This is a genomic window from Massilibacteroides sp., assembly GCF_028705895.1.
Lineage (GTDB): Bacteria > Bacteroidota > Bacteroidia > Bacteroidales > Tannerellaceae > Massilibacteroides.
Genome location: NZ_JAQWCQ010000010.1, coordinates 29,724 through 53,260 on the forward strand (window position 1 = coordinate 29,724; position 23,537 = coordinate 53,260).

Consider the following 23,537-nt stretch of genomic DNA (forward strand, 5'->3'; position numbering starts at 1 on the left):
ACCATACTTTATACACATAAAATTCTATTTTTCTGTACTTTTGCAACGATAATATTATTTATTTATAATAATATACAAACATTTTTAGCAGATAGTTTTAACACATTAGACATAAAATTAGCTTTTTAACATTTATCAAAGCTACCCGTTGCAAGAGTTTTGTGATTTATATTAGAACATTGATTACAGTTGAAGTTAGACATTTGAATATAGATTTTGGTAAAGACATTCTCTCTTATGAAAAGAAGTATATTAATTCTTGATGATAAAAAAACGATAGCTAATGTTATTAGTATTTATTTATCTAATGAATATGATATTACTTATTTTAGTAATCCAATCTTAGGCATTGAATGGTTACAGGAAGGAAATATTCCAGACCTAATAATTACAGACATCTATATGCCAGAAATGTCTGGAGATGAATTTCTTTCATTTTTAAAGAAAAATGAACTTTTTAAATCAATCCCTGTTATAATCTTATCGGGTGAAGAGAGTAGTGATATACGTATCCGTTTACTGGAAGAAGGAGCTGAAGACTTTATCTTAAAACCATTTAATCCATTAGAATTAAAAGTTAGAATTAGAAAAGTTATAAATTGAAAGTTAAAACCATTTATATTGGAAAACAGCAAGTCTATATACAACACTTCGAACAACTTTTCCATACGGAATCAGAAGGGAGACTTGATCTTGCTGAAAATCATGTAGCAGCACTCAATCTTATCAATGACTACTACCCAAAAGTTCCTGTAATTATTTTTTACGAACAAGACACTGTTAAAATAGACTGTGAGCGAATACAATTTCTTCATAAAAAATTTACTCATCTCTATATCATTCTAATCACAAAAGGATTAAACAGCGAAGAAAAACTAAGCTATATTAAAAGTGGTGTTAATGACACTGCAGCCCCTGATGTTAAACTACAAATTATCAGAGATTTTTTAGATTGGATAAATGAACATAACTCTTTATTGAATCATCCTCATGTAGAGAAAGAAGACTTGGTTCCTTTTGTTATACCTAAACTGAAACGACTTTTTGATATAACCGTCTCTTTACTAACTCTGATATTTCTCTCTCCTCTATTCTTGATAATAAGTTTAGCAATAAGAATAGAAAGTAAAGGACCTATCATCTATAAGTCCAAACGTGTTGGTAGTAATTATAAGATTTTTGATTTTTGGAAGTTTCGTTCAATGTATGTTGATGCAGATAAACGACTGAAAGAATATGAAGCTTTAAACCAATACAAAACAATGCCTATAGAAAATCCTATATCTACCTCTAATGAAAAGACATATCATAATCAGACATTTTTAGTTTCCGATGATGAAATTATTCCCGAAGAAGAATACATCAAGCACAAACGAATAGAAACAGAGAATGCATTCAAAAAGCTTGAAGATGACCCGAGAATAACTAAGGTAGGACATTTTATTAGAAAATATAGTATTGACGAATTACCTCAATTGATTAATATTTTAAAAGGAGACATGTCAATAGTTGGAAATAGACCATTACCTTTGTACGAAGCAGAGGCTTTAACTGGGGATGAATCCATAGAACGCTTTCTTGCTCCAGCGGGACTGACGGGTCTTTGGCAAGTAGAGAAGAGAGGGGATTCCGGTAGTCTCTCTGCAAAAGAGCGAAAAGATTTGGATATTTATTATGCCAGAAACTATTCTCCTCTAATGGACTTTAGAATAATTCTAAAAACATTTAAAGCTTTTATACAGAAAGAGGATGTTTAATTTAACACTTAAAGAATGAAACATATATTAATCGTCTTGTTACTAATCGCTTTCAGCTTTATAAGTAATGCGCAAGAAAGCTTTACGGCAATGACTCCCGAAGAGCTCACCAATATGCAACTTCCTCCTTTAGATGTTTTATTTGAAAATGCCAATAACAGCGCTGCAGTAGATTTCTATCGCGTAAGAATGGAAGAAGAAGCAAGTCTGTTAAAAACAGAGAAAAGAAGTTGGTTAAAGTATTTTCGTGCTCAGAGTACTTTTCAGTACGGACTTATGGGAATCAACAGTAGTTTTTCTGATAATGACACCCCGCTTTTCTACCAATATTCGGGAGCACGTCAGGCCTGGTACAATGTGGGAGTTAGCGTTGCCATACCGTTTGATGATTTTTTTGATCGTAAAAACCGTATAAAACGTCAACAATTAAAAACAAAAGCCACAGAAGTGGAAATCGAAAAATGGCATGACGAACAGAAACTCCGTATTATTGAGATGTACACTAAAGCGCAAAAAGAATTAGCTGTACTTAAGATTAAAGCAGAATCCGTTACAATGGCAAATGCACAATACCAAGCGGCAGAACAGGATTTCTTGAATGGTAAAATTGAAATCGATGAATTAAATCAGAGAAAGTCCATTGAATCAGATGCTTTGGAAACCTATGAGAACACAAAAGCAGAATTAAACAAAGCGCTTTTACAATTAGAGATTCTTTCCAAAACGAAAATAATCAAATAAAACAATGGACTTCATACAATATATTTTTCGTTTTCTGTTTCGCATCCGTTGGTGGTTGATTATCGCGCCAATAGTAATTACATTATTGGTTATCGTTAGTACCAGGAATATGCTACGTACTTATCATGTGGACATGACGATTTACACTGGAGTAGTCTCCGGTTTTGCGATGGAAACAGGAGAGACAATGCAAAATAGTACCGTTGTAAACAACACAATAGACAATATCATTAATATCATCAAATCCAAGGAGACATTAAACGAAGTTTCGCTGCATCTTTACGCCAGACATATGATTTATGGAGACCCGGAAAAAGATAATGCTTATATAAATGCTGAAAATTATAAAAGTGTATTACGTATTACGCCCAAAGAGGTATTAGCACTGATTGATAAATCCTCTGAAGAAAAAACCGTACAAAACCTTAGGAGTTACGAGAAGCAATCACCAACGAACTTTGTATATGGGCTTTTTAATTGGAATCATCCTTATTATTGCTTTGGTTCATTAAGCAATATAAAGGTTCAGCGACTAGGAAGCAGCGATATGTTACAAATAGATTATTCAGCGAATGATCCGGGTGTGGCTTATCAAACATTGCTTCTACTCAATGATATCTATATTCAACAATACCAGAATCTTCAATTTGGTTCGACTAATAATGCTATAAAATATTTTGAACGGGAATTAGATCGGGTTGGTAAAGAATTAAAAAGCGGAGAAGACTCATTAACATTGTATAATGTAGAAAATCGTATCATTAATTATGACGAGCAAACAAAAGAAGTTGCTGCTTTGGACAAGGAAATAGAATTAAGATATCAGGATGTGTTACAAAAATATCGCAGTGCGGAAGCATCAATTAAGCATATTGAAACGCAATTGGGAGAAAATGCGTCCTTTCTGAAAAGCAATTCTTTACTTTTGTCTAAATTATCTGAAATATCTAATCTGAATAAGATTGTATCAGAGTTGGAGACTTTTAATCAGGAAAATAGTAGCTCAACAACTCGAAACCAACAACTCGAACAATATAAAGAACAATTAAGTAACGCTGAAAAAGAATTTACTTCCATCTCGACAGATGCAGGTAATAAAAAATTTACTAAATCTGGCTATCCAACCTCCAATTTCGTATCTCAATGGATAGAGGAGCTTCTTATATTTGAAAAGAGTAAAGCGGAGAAAAATGTGATCGAACAATACAAACAAGATATAAACCAAAAATATTCGCACTTCTCTCCTATTGGCTCTACAATTAAACGTCAGGAAAGAAATATTGACTTCATCGAACGGTCTTATCTATCCATTTTAAGCAGCTTAAACGCGGCACGTTTACGTTTAAAAAGTCTGGAAATGAATTCGGCTTCACTAAAGTTAATCAATCCGCCTACTTTCCCTTTAAACACAGAGCCATCCAAACGAAAAGCGTATGTTTTAGCAGCTTTTATTGGTAGCTTCACCTTTATTCTGGGTTTCTTTTTGATAATGGATCTTTTGGACTTTACCTTAAGAGACCGGGTCCGCACCGAGAGAATTACCGGAGGACGGGTTTTGGGAGCATTTCCTTTAGTCGGTAAAGGAAAATATGATAAAGCGCGTGAAGAAAAGTCCACACAATTTATGAGTAATGCATTATCCCAATATATTCAACCCTATACTCCAACTATAATAAATCTGATTAGTATCGGACAGAAAACAGGGAAAACTTACTTAGGCAGACAGGTAGTCGATTATTGGGAAGAACATGGATTAAATGTACAAATGTTGGAGTGGGACAGTGACTATTCCGCATTTAGCAAAGAATTTTTCCTTGCCCGCAGATTATTTGATTTTACCCCAAATGTAAAAGCAAATATTTATGTCGTTGAATATGCCGCTTTATCATTAAACAGTATTCCTCCTTTACTTTTACAGGAAGCTACGGTCAATCTATTGGTCATCAACGCAGATTCTATATGGAAAGAGAGTGATAAACTTCTGTTTCAGAAACTACAGGAGCAAAAAAATAAGACGTCTTTGTTTATCTACTTAAACAAAGCATCAAAAGAGGTAGTAGAATCATTCACCGGAACGCTTCCTCCTTTTGTTAAATCCAGAACATGGGCCTATTTGCTATATCGAATCGGGCTATATTCACCACAGTAACAGAATGGATTTTAGTGGTAAAATATCATTTTCTTCCCCACGACTTTGTCTCTATGGAGGCTTATTAACAGGCCTTATTGTCTTTGTCGTTCTTTTTTTTAAAACAGGAATAGGGATAGCTCTTATATGGTCTGTCTCTCCATTTGTTTTCTTCATCCTCTTACAAGCGTTAAAAAAACCTGAGTGGGCTTTGTATGGGGTATTTGTCACCAACTACTTTATTATGGGATTAACCCGTTACGTTCCGGACATTCCGGGAGGTATCACAATGGATATTCTTTTATTCCTGACCTTCGCTTTGATTCTTTTTCGTGGTTTGAAATACCCCATTAAATGGAATAATATAAGACAGCCTTTTAGCGCTTTCACTTTGACTTGGTTAGTCTATTGTTGCCTACTATTATTTCATCCGGACACCTCTCTGTCAAATTGGTTGGCTGGGGTAAGAAGTTTATCGCTTTATCTTTTTGTTTTTCCGCTCTTAGTGTTCTTATTGTTCGATCAATATAAACATCTAAAAATCTTTCTTTATATCTGGTCTGTCCTGACTCTTTTTGCTATACTAAAAGCGTTGATGCAAAAATATTATGGATTTGATTCGGTTGAGAATTATTGGCTATATGTTTTAGGCGGTTCAAGAACTCATGTAATATATACCGGAATCCGATATTTCTCGTTCTTCACAGACGCGGCTTCTTTCGGTAGCAGTATGGGCTTATCTATGGTTATTTTCTCCATCTGTTCATTCTATATGAAAAATAAATATCTGAAGATCTATTTCCTTCTGATTGCTCTTGGGGCGGGTTACGGCTTAATGATTTCCGGGACGCGGGCTGCTGTAGTTATTCCTTTTATCGGTTTCTTTATCTATTTCATCCTCTCTAAACAGTGGAAAATATTAGTCCCCGGATTATTCTTATTACTCTTCGTTTTCGTTTTCTTCAAATATACTTACATCGGAAATGGGAATATCAATATTTATCGGATGCGAAGTGCTTTTAATGCCAGTCAGGACGCATCTTTTAATGTTCGTTTAGAGAATCAGAAAAAGATGTGGGTATTCATGCAGGAGAAGCCATTCGGAATTGGTGTTGGAAAAGCCAAACGAGCTGAACCTGGCGACTATATGTATCAGTTACCTACCGATACCTCTTTAGTATATGTCTGGGTTGAGACCGGAATAGTTGGTCTTTTTCTGTTTTTATTTCTTTTTCTTTTCGTTTTGGTTAAGGGAACACGCGATGTTCTTTTTAAAATAAAAAACAAACAATTACAAGGACTTATAAGCGCATGTATTGCCGGAATTGCCGGTATGCTGGCTTGTTCATACGGAAACGAAATGTTTCAACAATTTCCAAATGGGCCAATTGTTTATACGCTTATGGCTTTCGTTATGTTAGGAACAAAATTCGATAAAGAACTTGAAAAGAATGAAACCTCAGCCTAACATATCAATTATAACTGTCAATTACAACGGATGTGAAGATACGAAGGAGCTTATTTATTCTATACAAGAACATCTGATTACAGTTTCCTATGAACTGATTGTTATAGACAATGGCTCAAGAGAAAACGAAGCCGCCCTATTGCTAGAGCTGTTTCCAACAATACAAACCATACGAAGTGATCTGAACTTAGGTTTTGCAGGAGGAAATAATTTGGGAATCAAACAGGCAACGGGTCAATATTTACTCTTCTTAAACAATGATGTAATACTCAAAGACGCTTCTCTCATATTCCTGTTTGAAACACTTGATAAGAACCCTCACTTAGCTGGTGTATCACCTAAAATCTTATTTGCAGACAGCCCTCAAAGCATTCAGTTTGCCGGTTATACATCATTGTCACACATAACACTTCGAAATTGTATTATTGGATATAAACAGGATGATAACGGACAATGGGATTCACCACACGAAACACCATATTTGCACGGTGCCGCAATGTGTATTCGAAAAGAAGTGATAGAAACCGTTGGCTTAATGCCAGAGGTCTATTTCCTGTATTATGAAGAATTAGATTGGTGTACGCAGATGACTTCTAAAGGATATGAATTAGGCTACGTGCCGCAAGCAGAAGTCTTTCACAAGGAAAGTCGCAGTACAGGGCAGGAGAGTCCGTTAAAGGTCTATTATATGACACGCAACCGGCTTCTTTACGCAAAGCGAAACAGAAAAGGAGGCGAATATATCCTGTCTGCTCTTTATTTGCTTATATTCGCCTATCCAAAAAGTTTTTTCTACTTTTTGTCTCATAAAAAAGGAAAGCAGGCAAAAGCTGTCATCAAAGGAATCATTGATTTTTTCCAAATGAAAAAAGGTCTATGAATTATCTTTTAGAAATAGTTGATACTTTGTTATTCGGGCTGTTGTTTATACAAGTTACCTATCTTTTTATCTTCGCACTATTCTCTTTGCGTAAGTCACAAACAGATTACCCTCGCGCACGTAAACAACATGATTTTCTCGTTTTATTCCCTGCCTACAAAGAAGATTATGTAATAGAACAAGCCGTCGACTGCTTTTTAAAACAAAACTACACTAAAGAAAAGTACGACATATTGGTTGTTTCCGATCAAATGCTACCGGAAACCAACAAGCAATTGCAGAAATATCCGATACTATTATTACAGACAAAAGCCCCGTTAGGCTCCAAGGCAGCAGCGCTCAATTATGCTATTGATCACTTAGAAAAGGAATATGACTGCATTGTTATTATGGATGCAGACAATTTAGCCGGAACTGACTTCTTAGAAAGAATCAATGAGGTTTATGATTTTGGTGTTTATGCCATTCAGGCTCATAGGAAAGCAAAAAACAAAAACACCGATGTAGCAATTCTTGATGCCGCAAGTGAGGAGATCAACAATGCTTTCTTTCGAAAAGGACACGTCAATGCCGGACTTCCTTCAGCGCTCATTGGCTCAGGAATGGCATTTGATTACAAATGGTTTACGGAAAATATTAAAAAAATATCCTCTGTAGGTGAAGATAAAGAACTTGAACAACTTTTGATGAAGCAAAAAATATATGTGGAGTATTTGGACGATATTATTATTCTGGATGAAAAAGTTAAAAACAAGAATGCTTTCTACAACCAACGTGCTCGTTGGATCTATTCCCAGATAAATGCTTTGAGGAAAAGCATAAAAGATTTACCGGAAATTATACTGACTGGTAATTGGTGGTATTTAGATAAAGTCTTTCAATGGCTTATGCTACCACGCGTTATCCTTCTGGGAATAATTACACTTATCGCTTCTGTGTCCATATGCATATCATGGGTTTATTCATTAAAATGGTGGGGCATATTATTACTTTTATTTATCACCTTCAGCTTGGCGATTCCGGATGAGTTAGTTGATGATAAATTTAAGCACGCCCTAAAAAAAATTCCCATTCTCTTTATCCTAATGTTTATAAACCTCTTTAGAGCAAAAAAAGGAGGGGAAAGATTCCTGCATACAGAACATACGAAATCAGAATAAGAAATGACATCAAAGGCAAGCATATCAGATAAAATAAAGCAGCATCCACGGCTGAAACAGTTTCTTTTAAAGCTAATGATGCATCCGGTTAAAACGCGTCCTCGATTATGGCTGCGCTTACTTCAATTCTTATATATCAAAAGAGGAAAAGGATCGGTTATTTATCGTAATGTCCGAAAAGATTTGGTTCCTTTTAATCCTTTCTTACTCGGAAATTTTTCTGTGATAGAAAGCTTCTCTGCATTAACCAATGCAGTAGGAGAGATTATCATCGGAAATCACACTCGTATCGGATTAGGAAATACAATTATCGGACCTGTACAAATAGGAAACCATGTCAACCTGGCTCAGAATGTTGTTGTGTCGGGACTAAATCATAATTATGAAAATCCGGATAATACGATTGCTGATCAAAGAATAAAAACATCCCTTATTACAATAAGTGATGATGTCTGGATTGGAGCAAATACAACAATTTTAGCAGGTGTCACAATCGGTAAACATGTTGTAATAGGAGCGGGGAGTGTTGTAAATAAAGACATTCCGGATTACTCGGTTGCTGTCGGAAATCCGGCTCGTATTATCAAACAATATGATTTTAATGAACAGAAATGGATCAAGATAAAGTCATAAACAAACCAAAAGTCAGTGTTATAATCCCGGTATATAATACAGAAGCTTATGCCGAAGAAGCTATACGCAGTATTATGTGCCAGACATTGAGTGATATCGAGATTATTATTATCAACGACGGATCCACCGACAACAGTCAACTAATCATAGAAAAGCTTACGAAGGAAGATCAAAGAATTTCGTTTTATCAACAAGAGAATAAGGGACAATCAGAAGCCCGGAATTATGGTATCATAAAAGCAATCGGAGAGTATCTCTATTTCATGGATAGTGATGACTTGTTAGATGAAAAAACGTTAGAACTTTGCTATGAAAAATGCGAGACGGGAAAATTAGATTTTGTTTTTTTTGACGCAGCAATTTTTTATACAGAATATAGCAAACAACTTCCTTTTGATTATCAAAAAACAGAACTTCTTAAGAATGGTATTTATTCCGGTTTAGAACTGTTGGAACGAATGATTGATAAAAAGGTCTATTCAGCATCAGTCTGTCTTAACTTAATAGGTCACAATTATATTAAGAACAACAAACTTAAATTTTATCCTGGCATCATTCATGAAGACGAACTGTTTTCTTATCAATTATATAAATCAGCACAACGAGTTTCTTTTATCAATCAGAAATTTTATAAACGTCGCGTTAGAGAAAACTCTACAATGACACAAGTCTTTTCTTTAAAGAACATCACGGGTTACTTTACCGTTTTAGATTATCTACAATCTAATTGTAATGGAAGTAGTTCGATTGTGATTACCACTCAAAAATTAATTGAGTATATTATTAATCCAGTAATATATAATGCATCTGTTTTATCAGCGAAACACAGATGGAAACTGTTTTTTACATGTATCAGAAAAAAATACATACCATATATTCGGATTAAGAACTTATGCGTTTTGCTATTCCCGTGGTTAATACAAATAAAAGCATTAGTAAAAAGAAAGGATGTCTAAACAAAAAAAAGAAATTTTATCCGGCATTCTATACACCGGTATTTCAAAATACTCCGGCATTATTTTAACACTAATTATTTCCGGTATATTAGCTCGACTGCTGCATCCGGAAGATTTTGGTATTGTAGCTATAGCAACGGTTATCATTACCTTTTTCAGTATTTTCTCTGATCTTGGGATATCACCGGCTATCGTGCAAAATAAAAGTTTAACAGAAGATGATCTGGCCTCTTTGTTCTCGTTTACGGTTTGGCTTGGCCTCTTCTTATCGTTTCTTTTTCTGTTGGCAGCTCCGTTTATAGCGGCTTACTATAACTCTCCTGTGCTTTCTGTTTTATGTGGCTTGTTGACTGTAAATCTCTTTTTCAATACCGTCAACCTTGTTCCCAACGCTTTACTTTATAAGAATAAAGAGTTTAAATATATCGCTATAAGGAGTTTTTCTATTCAATTAGCGACGGGATTGCTTGCTATTATTGCCGCCTTATCAGGAGCAGGTTTGTACGCATTATTGATTAGCCCGATATTATCAAGTATTTTTATATTTATACTCTCATATCGGAAATATCCACAGAAATTTCGTTTTGTCTCGGAAATTAACTCCGTCAGAAAAATATTTTCTTATTCTTTATTTCAGTTCCTTTTCAATTTAATCAATTATTTCAGTCGAAATCTGGATAAATTGTTGATTGGGAAATTCTTAGGAATGAATCCTTTGGGTTATTATGAAAAGTCGTACCGCCTGATGATGTTACCAATACAAAATATTACTTTTGTTATTACCCCCGTGCTCCATCCCGTGTTAAGCGATTTCCAGAACGACCTGCGTTTCTTAGCTTCTTCTTATGAACGAATAATTAGAATACTTGCGTTTATCGGATTTCCTCTTAGCGTTTTTCTTTTCTTTACCGCTCAGGAGTTGACACTGCTTATATTCGGCAACCAATGGTTGCCTTCTGTTCCTGTTTTTCAGATATTAGCCTTATCAGCAGGCTTTCAAATCGTGCTTTCCTCTTCCGGGTCAATATTCCAAGCAGCAAACGACACAAAAAGTTTATTTATTTGCGGACTATTTTCATCCGTACTGAATGTAAGCGGAATTGCTATGGGTGTCTTTTATTTCAAATCGTTGGAAGCCATAGCCTGGTGCTTGTGCATTACCTTTTTTATAAACTTCATACAATGTTATCTACAGATGTATCTGAAAACATTTAACAAACGTTCTCTTAAGTCATTGATTAAGCAATTCCTCTCACCTCTGTCGTTGACATTCTGTTGTATATTACTTTTATGGCCACTCAATACAGTAATTTCAGATAAAAACTTATTAGCAAACTTGTTAATAAAAGGTATTTCCTCTATCTTTCTTGTGAGTTTTTATCTCCAATTAAGTGGTGAATACAATTTATTAGAAAAAATAAAAAAGGTTATATGGACTACGAAAAAAAAGGACTGAGCTTTGACTTTTTTGAGGCGCCTGGAAAAGAAAGTTGAGGCGCCTCAAAATTTTCACAGATAGGATTTAATCTCAACAAGCATCTTTAATCATTAATAAATCAACTGATTATAAACACATGAAAGCCTTATTCCTCATATTCCACGGACTGTCGCCAACAAATGGTATCAGCAAGAAGATACAAGCGCAAGTAAAAGCGCTTAATGAATGTGGCGTGGAAACAGCTCTCTGCCACTATGGTGTAGAGAAAAACGGAAGCAGGGTTTGGAAATGCGATGAACAAGTTATTGTTAATTTGGGAAAAGGCTTTATCGCTAAATTAAAGAAACGCTTTTATCTACGGCCTTTATTAAGGTATATCATAAACAATCAAATCTCTTTTATCTATATACGGTCAGATCATAATGCGAATCCATTTACTATTTCCTTTATAAGATCATTGAGACAACATGGCATAAAAGTTCTGATGGAGATACCAACCTATCCCTACGACCAAGAGTATATCACATTTGAAAGTAAATGCCACCTGCTGATTGATAAACTTTTTCGCAGTAAATTAGCCTCCTTTCTCAATGCGATAATTACATTCTCTAATCAAAAGGAAATATTTGGTCAACGTACGATTCAGATTTCCAATGGGATTGATTTTGACAGTATTCCTTTAAAAAGAGGAAAAGAAGTATCAAAAAATGAAATCCATTTAATTGGAGTCGCTGAGATTCATTATTGGCATGGCTATGATCGGTTAATCGCCGGTATGGTTAATTATTATCAATCGTTTAAGGATGGTCAAAAGAAAATAGTCTTTCATCTTGTTGGAAACTTCAGTGGAGAGCGGGAAAGAGAAGAGATATTACCATTAATTGAGGTGAACCACCTGAATGACTATGTGATTCTTCATGGAGCATTACATGGAAATGATCTAACTCGATTGTTCGACATGGCTGATATTGGTATTGGTAGCTTAGCACGTCACAGAAGTCATATCACTCATATCAAGACACTGAAAAACCGCGAATACGCAGCAAGAGGTATCCCTTTTATTTATTCGGAAATTGACGAAGATTTTGAAATGATGCCTTATGTGATAAAAGCTCCGGCTGATGAAACACCAATAGATATTGATGCTTTGATTGATTTCTATAACAATCAGAACTGGACATCAGAAAAGATCAGAAAATCCATTGATTCTTTATCCTGGACTAATCAAATGCAGACAGTGATAGATAATATAAATTGAAGAAACTATGAGTTATTCCGACATTTTTCGTTTCATCAAATCAAAAGTCAGATATGGCTTTATTGTTGAATGGTACAATTTCTGGTATCTTATTTTTCAGAAAAAGCAGAAAATTACTCCACAGGTTGCTACAATAGAGGAGACTATAAACAAGATAATCTCTGATGGGTGTTCTATCAGTCGTTTTGGAGATGGAGAAATATTACTTACTCATTGTCATTCTATTGGTTTTCAAAAAGGAGATCCTGAATTAGCCACACGTTTGATTGAAGTTTTAGAAAGTAATGATAAGAAACATCTTGTCTGTATATCCGATGTATTTAAAGACTTATATCGGTATAACAGAAAAGCACGTCGGTTCTGGCGTGCACATTTTTACTTGTATGGAGAACTTTGGGACAAATATCTCTCGCCTGAGAAAGAATATTATAATACTTTTGTCTCACGTCCGTACATGGATTTTGCTTCAAAAAAAGAATGTGATAAATGGTTCAAAGAGATAAAAAGAGTTTGGAATAATAGAGATATTGTTTTTATTGAAGGGGAAAAGAGTAGGTTAGGAGTGGGTAATGATTTATTCGATAACGCAAACAGTATAAAACGCATTCTATGTCCTGCCTATGATGCGTTCGACAAATACGGCCAAATAGTTCACGAAGCAAAAAAACTAAACAAAAACGACCTCATTCTGATTGCGTTAGGTCCAACTGCCACGGTTCTTTCCTATGATTTATTTAAACTTGGTTTTCAAGCGTTGGACATTGGGCATATTGATATCGAATATGAGTGGTGGAGAATGAAAGCAAAAAGAAAAGTCAGGATAAAACAAAAGTTCACAAACGAAGCTTTTGGAGGTAATTGGGTAACTGAGAGTGATAAAGAATATGAAAAAGAAATAATTAGCAGGATTGAATAATGAAAATCGTTTATTATTTGCCATCTCTTTATATACCGGGGGGATTAGAGCGCATTATCACCTTCAAAGCAAACTATTTTGCTGATAATATACCGAATTGTTCTGTTACGATTATTACTTCAGAACAAATCGGGAAACCACCTTATTTCCCACTCTCTTCCCGTGTCAAACATATTGATTTAGGATGCCCCATTGATTGGCCATTCAATCAGTCACCATTTTTCAAAATGCTCAAATACCCCTTTCGTTATTATCAGTTCAGAGAAAGACTGTCTTCCGCATTATTTCAGATAAAAGCCGACATTGTAATTTCAACGCTAAGGAGAGAGATTAATTTCATTCATTCCATCAATGACGGTAGCGTTAAAATCGGCGAATTTCATATCACCCGCAATTCATATCAGGCAAATAGTATAAAACAGGATAATCCTTTTATCCGCTTCATAAAAAAAAGACTATCAGACAGATTCATCAATAACCTTAAAAAACTGTCTCGAGTAATCTTATTAACAAATGAAGAATCTTTATTATGGCCGGAATTATCAAACATATCAGTAATACCTAATCCATTAACCATTCATGTTTCATGCGTGTCACCCATGACAAATAAACAAGTAATAGCTGTTGGACGATATACGAAACAAAAAGGATTTGACAGATTGATAGACAGTTGGACTATTGTTACTCGGAAGCACCCTGATTGGATTTTAAAAATATATGGTGATGGCAATAGAGAAGAATTACAGGAGCAGATTAATAATTTGTCTTTAAGAGAAAACTGCATCCTCGAACATACAGTAAACAACATTACTGCTAAATATTGTGAAAGCTCTATTTTTGTGTTGAGTTCTCGCTATGAAGGATTTGGAATGGTACTGGTGGAGGCAATGGCATGTGGAGTTCCTCCGGTCTCTTTTGCCTGTCCCTGCGGACCACGAGATATAATCAAAGACGGAGAAGACGGACTACTTGTTGAGAATGGCAATATTGAAGAATTGGCTGATAGAATCTGTTATCTGATTGAACACGAAGAAGTACGAAAAAGGATGGGAAAGCAAGCAAGAATAAATGCCGAACGTTTTAAAATAGAATATATTGCTAAACAATGGGAAAGCCTTTTTAATGATTTACTAAAAAACAAAAACAATCATGAGTTGGTATAGCAAATATTTAAGTGTCTTTGAAAAACCTTTTGATGAGGCTTCAGAAAGGGTTATTGATGAGATACGAAATAAAATTAATAAAAAACAAAGCAACTCTCCTATTGCCTCTGTGGTAGTGATTGCTCACAATGAGGAAACCCGCCTTCTTAGTTGTCTTTGGTCTTTAGCTGATAACAAATGTAAGTATCCTATAGAAATAATCGGAGTAAATAATAATTCTATTGATCGGACTGAGGATGTTTTTAGGACTGTAGGAATAACACCTCTTTTTGAAGGGAAGAAAAGTCCAGGATATGCACGACAATGCGGACAAGCTATAGCAAAGGGAAAATACTATATTTGTATTGACTCAGATACCATGTATCCTCCTTATTATATTCAAACAATGATAAATGAATTAGAAAAACCAAATATCATGGCTGTCTATTCATTGTGGAGTTTTATTCCAAATAAAGAATTCACCCCAATAAAACTTTTTGCTTATGAATTACTGAGAGATATTTATATTCGCTTACTATCAATAAACCGTCCTGAAAGAGGGGTTCGAGGTATGGTTTTCGCTTATAGAACAGAGTTTGGCCGTAAAGTAGGCTATCGCATAGAATTAATTCGCGGTGAAGATGGTTCAATGGCCTTAGGATTAAAGAAATATGGAAAAATAAAATTAATTACCTCTCGCAAAGCGCGGGCTGTAACAGCGAGTAACACATTAAATGCTGACGGTTCATTGTGGAATAGTTTTCGGGTACGAACTATCAAAGCGTTAAAAAATCCAGCGTTTTACTTTACAAAGCAAAACAAACCACCCAAAGATGAAACATCAAACTTAATAAAATAGACAGCATTTATGATTGCATAAATAAACCCAATTATATAACAATCAACCCATTTCTCATTAATTCTGAAAATATATATATATCTTTGTCCGTCCTTTTGACAGAATTGAATTTACACTTAATTTTTTTCACTGCATCTGATTTAAGATTAATAAAGAATAGTGGTTATGAAACAACATGTTATTATTAAATTTTTCTTTTCTTTCTTTTTACTAGCCACAATATTGACTAGCTGCGAAAAGGATTATTATGATCCGTCAACAGAAGAAACAAAAACTATTTCCGATATTTTTGGTGAAGACTTTACAATCCCCGAAAGTTTTGATTGGAACAATACTCAAACTGTCAATATAACAGTTAAAGTGGATGACCAATATAATAGTGAATACTACTATGTAGTGGAAGTGTATGATTCAAACCCTTTATTCGACACAAACGCTATACTATTAAGCAAAGGCGTTGCTAAAGAAGGGCAAGATTTTGTTACAACAACAACTATAGCTAAAGCGCTTCAGGCTGTTTATATCAAACAAACAGATCCGGCAAAAAATGAAATTGTCGGGTATTTAGATATAAACTCTCAAAGTCTTGTTTACGATTTTGGAAATAATACTGCGTCTAATCCAACAAAAAGTTTTGAGTTTACATCCTCAAATAATACAGAAACGTATTCTTTAAGAGCTGGCGAAACATATACGGTACCGGCTGATGCAACTCCGATTGTTAATGGAGGTCATCTTGATCTGGCAGCGGGAGCATACGTAATAGCAAATTTACAAGGAAGTTTAAGCTTTGGTGGTTCAACAAGTAAGGAAATATATATTACAGGTAATGTAGCACTATCTAATAATTTTCAACTTCCGAGCAATTGTAAACTAATCATTTTAAGTGGTGGAAGTTTTTCTGCTCCGAGTCTTGAAATTTTAGAGAATACGTTATTAAACAATGCGGGAACACTTACTGTTGCAGGAAATCTGAAGACAAGTAATGGTAATGGTATCATTGAAAATACAGGAAATGGAAGTATTGCAGCTACAAATATAACTATTACTAATAATAATTCTGCCCTTTACAATTTAGGAACAGTTAATGTTTCTTCAACCATACAGATAACAAACAATGGTAAGATAGAAAATTCAGGAAATATTACTACAAATGACCTAATTTTTGATAACGGAGGAATAGTCAACGGAGGAACTATTCTTGTTCATAATGAAACAAATTTGAAGAGCGATAATACTTCAATTGAAAATAATAAGTCATTTACAACTAAATCTTTAAATCTTACGTGGAGAGGTGTTATTATTAACACCTGTCATTTTGAAGTTACAGATAAATCCAACTTAAACGGTTCAACTATTACAGTAGGCGCTGGCGGATTATTTAAGACAAATTCTATGTCTATCGAACAAACTAATATTGAATTAGGTAAAGATGCTATTTTTAAAGTTGATGATACTGCAACTTTAAAATATAATAACAAGATTATTGGAACAGGAAACAATGCGTTTTTAATAATGAATACCGCAATAAGAAATGAGAATTCAAATAATAATGTAATTTATGATGGAAATTTATATATAAAATGTAATTCCCACTTTGCGGAAAAAAAGGATAATTGGAATATATATTACACACAGACATCAGGTGTAAAATGGGGCGATTATCCGCAAAATATCGCAGACAGCGGTTGTAATGATGGAGGATATAAAATAATAACTGAGCCAACTGAACCGACTAATCCCTCTTTCCCTATCATCTCAGACGGAGGTGAAATGACTTATCTATTTGAAGACAACTGGCCGTCTTTAGGGGATTATGATATGAATGACCTGGTTATCAACGTAGAACCGAGTTACAGCCAAAATTCAGCGAACCAAGTTGAAACATTAACCTTGAAAGTTGTACTTCGTGCTGTAGGAGCAAGCAAACGATTAGCTGCCGGTATTCAATTGGATGGCGTTAATTCATCTCTGATCAGTAATGTTAGCAGATCAGATGATTGGTTAACCGGAAGTGTTTTCTCATCTGATTTTGAATCAGGAAGCAATGCCGTTATTCCACTATTTGATGATGCCCATGCTACCCTTGGAGAATCAAGCGCTGTTTTATTAAATACAATAAAAGGCGGTGCTTCAAAAAGCTCTGCAAGTACGACTATCACCATTACTTTCAATACGCCGGTCAGCACAGACAAGATTAATGTCAGCAAACTGAATATCTTCGCGGTTAACGGAGGAACAAAAGGTAAAAGATCGGAAATACATATGTATGGATACGCTCCCACCGCAAATAGTAACTCAAGTGGTACAACATTCAGAAGTGCGGATAAATTAGTGTGGGTATTAGGTATTCCTAACGGATTCAGCTATCCATTAGAGTATGTGAACATCAAAGATGCATATCCTGAATTTGAGAGCTGGGCAAGTAGCGGAGGATCAAGCAGTGCAGATTGGTATAAATCTCCATCAGCAGGAAAAGTTTATTAACGATAAATAGAGAGAAAAAGACGAGACATTTCATTTGCCTCGTCTTTTTTGTATAACATATTCATTACCTTAGATGAATTAAATTATAAAAAAATGACATTGTCTTTTTATCTGTTTATACTTGCCCTATTCATCGTTTTTTACACCTATATAGGTTATGGGATACTTCTTTGGTGTTTGGTAAAGATAAAAGAAATGCTAAAGAAACCTCAACAAGTAGATTATGGCAAAGAACTACCGGATGTAACCCTTTTCATTACAGCTTATAACGAAGAAAATTGTGTTGAAGCAAAGATGAATAACTCCCTTGCTCTAAACTATCCGAAAGAAAAGTTACAAATCCTTTGGGTTACGGACGGGAGTACAAATAATACAGTAACAAAACTCCAGACTTACAAAAATATCAGAATAACTCATCAACCTGAACGAAGAGGAAAAACAGCAGCATTAAATAGAGGAATGGGAGAGGTGAGTACTTCTGTCACAGTCTTTACAGATGCCAATACAATGATCAATCAGGATGCTATCATGTTAATGGTTCAGCAGCTCAGTGATCCTAAAGTAGGTTGTGTAGCAGGAGAAAAAAGAATAGTGAAACAGGAAAAAGAATCGGCAACCGGAGGTGAAGGGGCTTACTGGCATTACGAATCGGCACTGAAAGACCTGGATTCGCGCCTATATTCGGCCGTAGGCGCAGCTGGGGAGTTGTTTACTATCCGCACATCACTTTTTGAAGAAATGTCATCAGACACGCTCTTAGACGACTTCATTCTATCAATGCACATTGCTCAGAAAGGATATCGTATTGCTTATTGTAAAGATGCCTACGCCATTGAAAGTGCGTCTAAAAATATTCAGGAGGAAGAGAAAAGGAAAGTTCGTATTTCTGCCGGTGGTTTACAGTCTGTCCTTCGATTGAAAGCGCTTCTTAATCCGTTTCGATATGGCTTGCTTAGCTTCCAATACGTTTCGCATCGCGTTCTTCGTTGGACAATTACACCATTAGCCTTTTTTCTCTTAATTCCTTTGAATATATTATTGATTATCCAAGATACAGAGCCTGTTTTTCTTTATCAAACTATAGCGATTCTTCAGATTTTGTTTTATTTGCTTTCTTTTATCGGCTGGCTATACGCTAACCAAAGGGTTAAATATAAGATTTTTTTTATTCCTTACTATTTCTTATTTATGAATCTAAGTGTTCTGAAGGGTTTTTATTACTTTTGGAAGCAAAGGGGCAAACCTGCTATATGGGAGAAAGCCGAACGTTCTTAACACTTTATTATTATGCAAACAACAGGAATACTACATGACAAAAATAATGCGTATAAAATATTAGGTTTAACCTGTGACACGCTTCTTCTTGTAAGAAATGATGGAGTCTGTGAAGATGCGATTATTCGTACAGTACATCCTTATATCTCCGACAATGGCACGATTTTAGGCAAGAATATTTTTGATGTACTACCTGATGAAACAGTCGTAGAATTTCGTCCAGAATTTGAAGGTGTAGTAAATAATGGCATCATTTCAAATAAGAACTATGATCTCCCAACTTCAGATAAAATGTATTACTTCAAATGCATCATGCAGCGTTATGATCCGGAACATGTAATTTGTCAATATCGGGATATCACCAAAAGAAGCCAAATGAAAAAAAGGTTGCAATCGATGAACCAAAAGTTAAGGGAAACGGAGAAAGCTGCGAAAATCGGGCAGTGGAGATATGACACACAAACTGGTATAATTCTATATGCTGGTTTTGCAGATAGACGTTATCCGGAAGGGCATATACACGAAGTGGAATTTTGCGATTATTGTAAATCCGTGCATGTCGATGATATAGAATCCCTTAAGAATCTTGACATGGGCAATAATGGATGTGATGTTCTTGATTATCGCATTTTAGGTGATGATATTGATTATATGCGTATAAAAATTACAGAATCTTATACAGAACGCGGGCATTTCTTTTATGAAGGTTATATTCAGAATATAACGGATTTGATTGAAAAACGAAGTGAATTAGAGATGACCACAATGGCTGTAAATAATTCAAATGACAGTATTTATGCCACGTACTTAGATGGAACTGTAATCTTCGCCAATAAATTATGCCGTGCCCATAATCATATAGCCCCAACAATAGATATTTCTCAATATAAAGCTTTCGAGATATTAGATAATATTACTGATCAAAACATGTGGAATGCTTTTGTTGATAAATTATTAAATAATAATAATATCTTAAAGTATGTCTGTAAGCAGAATTATAAAGATTTTGATATTATTGCATCAGATTGTACATCATATATTGTGAAAAATTCAAAGGGAGAAGATATTATCTGGAGTTTCAGGCGTGATATATCCGATCAGCTTCGTTATGAAGAAAAATTAGTCAAAGCAAAAGAAAAAGCAGAAGAATCTGACCGTTTAAAATCAGCATTTTTATCTAATATGAGTCACGAAATTCGAACACCGTTGAATGCAATTGTTGGTTTCTCTGGGATTATTGCAGATACAGATGATGCAGAAACACGAAGATCATATTATAATATTATTGAAACAAACAATGAGCGTTTATTACAATTGGTTAATGAAATACTTGATTTGTCAAAGATTGAGTCAGGGACTTTTCAATTTTCATTCTCATCAATCATGCTAAAAGATTTGTTTGAAGAACTTCTTGCAACTCATCAGGTTTATAATAAAATGGCCAAATTATTCTTTGATCCTTCTCCAGATAATATTGTACTTATGACTGACAAAAATCGGTTAGCGCAAGTTATTTCAAATCTTATTAATAATGCTATTAAGTTTACGCCAAAAGGAGAGATTCATTTTGGTTATAAAATCAAAACAGCTGAGATTGAATTTTATGTAAAAGATACAGGCATTGGCATCGCTCCGGATAAGATCGATATAATTTTTGATCGATTCGTAAAAGTTGATTCGTTTGCACCGGGAACAGGATTAGGATTAGCTATTTGTAAAACTATTGTCCAAAAATTAGGAGGAAGTATTTCTGCCACTTCAAAAAAAGAAGAAGGAACTATCTTTACATTTACTTTACCTTATGAACGGCCTAAAAAAAACGGTATAAAACATGAGAAAAATATATTTGATAAAGATTCCCAGACAGCAACTCCATTAGGTTCAATTTTAGTGGTTGAAGATATTCTTTCAAATTTCAATCTTATAAAAGCGATTATAGGAACAAAGTACCTGCTGTATCATGCAACAACAGGTAGTGAAGCTATTGAGATGTTCAACGCATACCACCCAGACATCATCCTTATGGACATCAAAATTCCGGGTATGGACGGTATTGAAACAACAAAACAAATACGAAAAGTATCTAAAGATATCCCAATAATTGCCGTTACAGCTTATGCATATGAAGAAGAGAAAAAGAAAGCGATGCAAAGCGGATGCAATGATTTCATTAGTAAACCTGTTGACAAAAACATTCTATTAGAAATCTTAACTAAACATATAAAACTGTCTAAAAAGAAATAAAACTCTACTGTTTTAAGTTAAGTTTTTTATTCGTTTGTACTTGTTTCGCCGACAAGGGGTAAAATAACGGTGAATGTAGAACCGACACCTTCCTCTGAGACAAAACAAAGCTTGCCATTATTTAATGCCAAAAATTCTTTTACTAAGAGTAGTCCTAATCCAGATCCTTCTTCTTGATTCGTGCCAAACGTTGTAATATGAGTTTTTACGTCTAAGAGGTTATTCAGGTTTTCTTCATTTATTCCACATCCATGATCTATAACATCCAACGAAACATAATCATCAACTTTCTGAATCTTAACCTCAATATTCTTTCCTGGATAACTATATTTAATCGCATTACTTAATAAATTTCTTATTGAAACCTTAATCATGTCAATATCAATATGCACAAATGCTTCTTGCGGTGCATTAAAAGAGATTGTTATATTCTTTTTAGTTGAAAGTATTTCAAAAACCTCAATAACACCTTTTGTCAAATCTACCAAATTATAATCTTGAAGAATAGGTTTCAACAAACCTAACTGGCTTCGTGTCCATTTCAACAGATTATCTAATAGCGAGAATAACTCTTCTGCTATTTTATTCGCCGACTGCAATTCTTCGAAAAATTCTTCTTTGGATAAGTTTTTATCAATATTAAAACAGAGTGCATTCAATATCATCTTCATGGATGACATAGGCGTACGTAAGTCATGAGCTATAACAGAATACAATTTATCTCTCGCGGCTATTGTGCATTTAAGTTCTTCTGTTTGTTTCAATATCACTCTCTTAGCAGCAATTAGTGATATCTGATGTCTGACTCGGGCTAAAAGTTCTATTTTATTAAAAGGCTTAGAAACAAAATCATGTCCTCCAACCTTAAAGCCTTCTGCAACTTCCGATGGTTTATCTAATGCTGTTAAAAAAATTATAGGTATATCTTTATAATTTGCTTCATTCTTTATTTTTTTGGCAAACTCAAAGCCATCCATTTCAGGCATTAGAACATCCAGAAGTACAAGATCAGGCCTATTCATATTAATAAGTTCAAAAGCTTGTTGTCCTCCATTTGCGGTTATAACTTTATATCCCTCCTGTTCTAACATCACTTTTAATAATAGAACATTAGTGGGAATATCATCTATAACCAATATTTTGTATAATGAATAATCAAAAATCATTCTTACGTTCCTCCCTCTATTTTATTTAAACTATGCGAATAAATATAGTTGTTCTTTAAAGTAATCTATCACTCTCACCACTCCCTCATCTAATTCTACTTTAGGTTTCCAATCCAAATATTGTTGCGCAAGACTAATATCAGGTTTTCGCTGCTTAGGATCATCCATTGGTAATGGTTTATACACAATTTCTGACGTTGTATTAATTTTTAGTAAAACTCTTTCAGCTAATTCTTTAATTGTAAATTCAGATGGGTTCCCCAAATTTACTGGACCAATGAAGTCGTCATTTGTTTCCATCATCCGGATCATTCCTTCTATTAAGTCGTCAATGTATTGAAAACTTCTTGTTTGGCTTCCATCTCCATAGATAGTTATATTCTTCCCTTGAAGAGCCTGAACAATAAAGTTTGAAACCACTCTTCCATCATCTAATAACATATGCGGACCATAAGTATTAAAAATACGTACAATCTTTATCCTTGTTTTTCTTTCTCTATGGTAATCCATAAATAAAGTTTCCGCACAACGCTTACCTTCATCATAACACGAACGAATCCCTATAGGATTCACATTTCCCCAATAGTCTTCTTTTTGTGGATGAATAACAGGATCTCCATAGACTTCACTCGTAGATGCTTGTAGAACTTTTGCTCCTATCTTATTCGCTAATTCAAGCACATTAATAGCCCCCATAACTGAGGTTTTGACCGTTTTTATCGGATCATATTGGTAAAAGACAGGAGATGCCGGACAAGCTAAATTGTAAATTTCATCTATCTGCTGATTTAAACAACAGGGAGAAGTAATATCATGTTCAATTATTCTAAAGTTTTTATTTTCAAGTAGATGAAGAATATTCTCTTTTCTCCCGGAGAAATAATTATCAAGACACGTCACTTGATGTCCGTCTGCCAACAATCGAATACACAAATGAGAACCTATAAAACCTGCTCCACCTGTTACTAAAATCTTCTTCATAAATATAAAATAAAGTTCTCGTTTTTTTTAAAAACTCTTTAAACAAGG

General features: G+C 34.6%; 19 protein-coding genes. 17 read left to right on the forward strand and 2 right to left on the reverse strand.

Annotated elements, in window-relative coordinates:
* Positions 1–237 precede the first annotated feature (237 nt).
* The 17 genes from PHT93_RS04155 (at position 238) to PHT93_RS04235 (ending at position 21,342) form a co-directional block, all read left to right on the forward strand.
* Complete coding sequence (locus PHT93_RS04155; protein ID WP_300239843.1) at positions 238–603, forward strand: response regulator; 366 nt, start codon at positions 238–240, stop codon at positions 601–603.
* Positions 600–1,757 (forward strand): sugar transferase, encoded by a 1,158-nt coding sequence (locus PHT93_RS04160; RefSeq protein WP_300239845.1) that lies wholly within the window; start codon positions 600–602, stop codon positions 1,755–1,757. Before PHT93_RS04155 ends, PHT93_RS04160 begins: the two co-directional genes overlap by 4 nt.
* A gap of 15 nt (positions 1,758–1,772) precedes the next feature.
* Positions 1,773–2,498 carry a TolC family protein gene (locus PHT93_RS04165; RefSeq protein WP_300239847.1) on the forward strand — a complete coding sequence of 242 codons (726 nt, stop codon included), beginning with the start codon at positions 1,773–1,775 and terminating at the stop codon, positions 2,496–2,498.
* 4 nt (positions 2,499–2,502) lie between these two features.
* Positions 2,503–4,647, forward strand: a complete 2,145-nt coding sequence (locus PHT93_RS04170) for a hypothetical protein (RefSeq protein ID WP_300239850.1) — start codon at positions 2,503–2,505, stop codon at positions 4,645–4,647.
* A 4-nt stretch (positions 4,648–4,651) separates the two neighbouring features.
* The gene (locus PHT93_RS04175) at positions 4,652–6,094 is read left to right on the forward strand and encodes an O-antigen ligase family protein (protein ID WP_300239853.1); all 1,443 of its coding nucleotides are present in this window, start codon (positions 4,652–4,654) and stop codon (positions 6,092–6,094) included.
* Positions 6,078–6,974, forward strand: a complete 897-nt coding sequence (locus tag PHT93_RS04180) for a glycosyltransferase family 2 protein (RefSeq protein ID WP_300239855.1) — start codon at positions 6,078–6,080, stop codon at positions 6,972–6,974. Before PHT93_RS04175 ends, PHT93_RS04180 begins: the two co-directional genes overlap by 17 nt.
* Positions 6,971–8,134 (forward strand): glycosyltransferase family 2 protein, encoded by a 1,164-nt coding sequence (locus PHT93_RS04185; protein WP_300239858.1) that lies wholly within the window; start codon positions 6,971–6,973, stop codon positions 8,132–8,134. The genes PHT93_RS04180 and PHT93_RS04185 overlap by 4 nt, the downstream gene beginning before the upstream one ends.
* 3 nt (positions 8,135–8,137) lie before the next feature.
* Positions 8,138–8,767 carry an acyltransferase gene (locus PHT93_RS04190; RefSeq protein WP_300239860.1) on the forward strand — a complete coding sequence of 210 codons (630 nt, stop codon included), beginning with the start codon at positions 8,138–8,140 and terminating at the stop codon, positions 8,765–8,767.
* Complete coding sequence (locus PHT93_RS04195) at positions 8,746–9,723, forward strand: glycosyltransferase (RefSeq protein WP_300239862.1); 978 nt, start codon at positions 8,746–8,748, stop codon at positions 9,721–9,723. Before PHT93_RS04190 ends, PHT93_RS04195 begins: the two co-directional genes overlap by 22 nt.
* Positions 9,716–11,179, forward strand: coding sequence for a lipopolysaccharide biosynthesis protein (locus tag PHT93_RS04200; protein WP_300239864.1), 1,464 nt, complete (start codon positions 9,716–9,718; stop codon positions 11,177–11,179). Before PHT93_RS04195 ends, PHT93_RS04200 begins: the two co-directional genes overlap by 8 nt.
* Positions 11,180–11,297: 118 nt before the next feature.
* Entirely contained in the window at positions 11,298–12,419 is a 1,122-nt protein-coding gene (locus PHT93_RS04205) for a glycosyltransferase (protein WP_300239866.1), read from the forward strand.
* Between the two features lie 7 nt (positions 12,420–12,426).
* The gene (locus PHT93_RS04210) at positions 12,427–13,335 is read left to right on the forward strand and encodes an SP_1767 family glycosyltransferase (RefSeq protein ID WP_300239868.1); all 909 of its coding nucleotides are present in this window, start codon (positions 12,427–12,429) and stop codon (positions 13,333–13,335) included.
* Positions 13,335–14,498 (forward strand): glycosyltransferase family 4 protein, encoded by a 1,164-nt coding sequence (locus PHT93_RS04215; protein WP_300239870.1) that lies wholly within the window; start codon positions 13,335–13,337, stop codon positions 14,496–14,498. Before PHT93_RS04210 ends, PHT93_RS04215 begins: the two co-directional genes overlap by 1 nt.
* Complete coding sequence (locus PHT93_RS04220) at positions 14,485–15,336, forward strand: glycosyltransferase family 2 protein (RefSeq protein WP_300239872.1); 852 nt, start codon at positions 14,485–14,487, stop codon at positions 15,334–15,336. Before PHT93_RS04215 ends, PHT93_RS04220 begins: the two co-directional genes overlap by 14 nt.
* Before the next feature lie 222 nt (positions 15,337–15,558).
* A complete protein-coding gene (locus tag PHT93_RS04225) occupies positions 15,559–17,823 on the forward strand; it encodes an LruC domain-containing protein (RefSeq protein ID WP_300239874.1) in 2,265 nt (754 codons plus the stop codon).
* 93 nt (positions 17,824–17,916) lie between these two features.
* Positions 17,917–19,098, forward strand: a complete 1,182-nt coding sequence (locus PHT93_RS04230; protein ID WP_300239876.1) for a glycosyltransferase family 2 protein — start codon at positions 17,917–17,919, stop codon at positions 19,096–19,098.
* Positions 19,099–19,110: 12 nt separating this feature from the next.
* Positions 19,111–21,342 carry an ATP-binding protein gene (locus tag PHT93_RS04235; RefSeq protein WP_300239879.1) on the forward strand — a complete coding sequence of 744 codons (2,232 nt, stop codon included), beginning with the start codon at positions 19,111–19,113 and terminating at the stop codon, positions 21,340–21,342.
* A gap of 26 nt (positions 21,343–21,368) precedes the next feature.
* Here PHT93_RS04235 and PHT93_RS04240 read toward each other — a convergent pair whose 3' ends face one another.
* On the reverse strand, positions 21,369–22,508 hold the full coding sequence (locus PHT93_RS04240; RefSeq protein ID WP_300239882.1) for a hybrid sensor histidine kinase/response regulator: 1,140 nt from the start codon (positions 22,506–22,508) through the stop codon (positions 21,369–21,371).
* 30 nt (positions 22,509–22,538) lie between these two features.
* Entirely contained in the window at positions 22,539–23,489 is a 951-nt protein-coding gene (locus PHT93_RS04245; protein ID WP_300239884.1) for a UDP-glucuronic acid decarboxylase family protein, read from the reverse strand.
* Between the last annotated feature and the right edge of the window lie 48 nt (positions 23,490–23,537).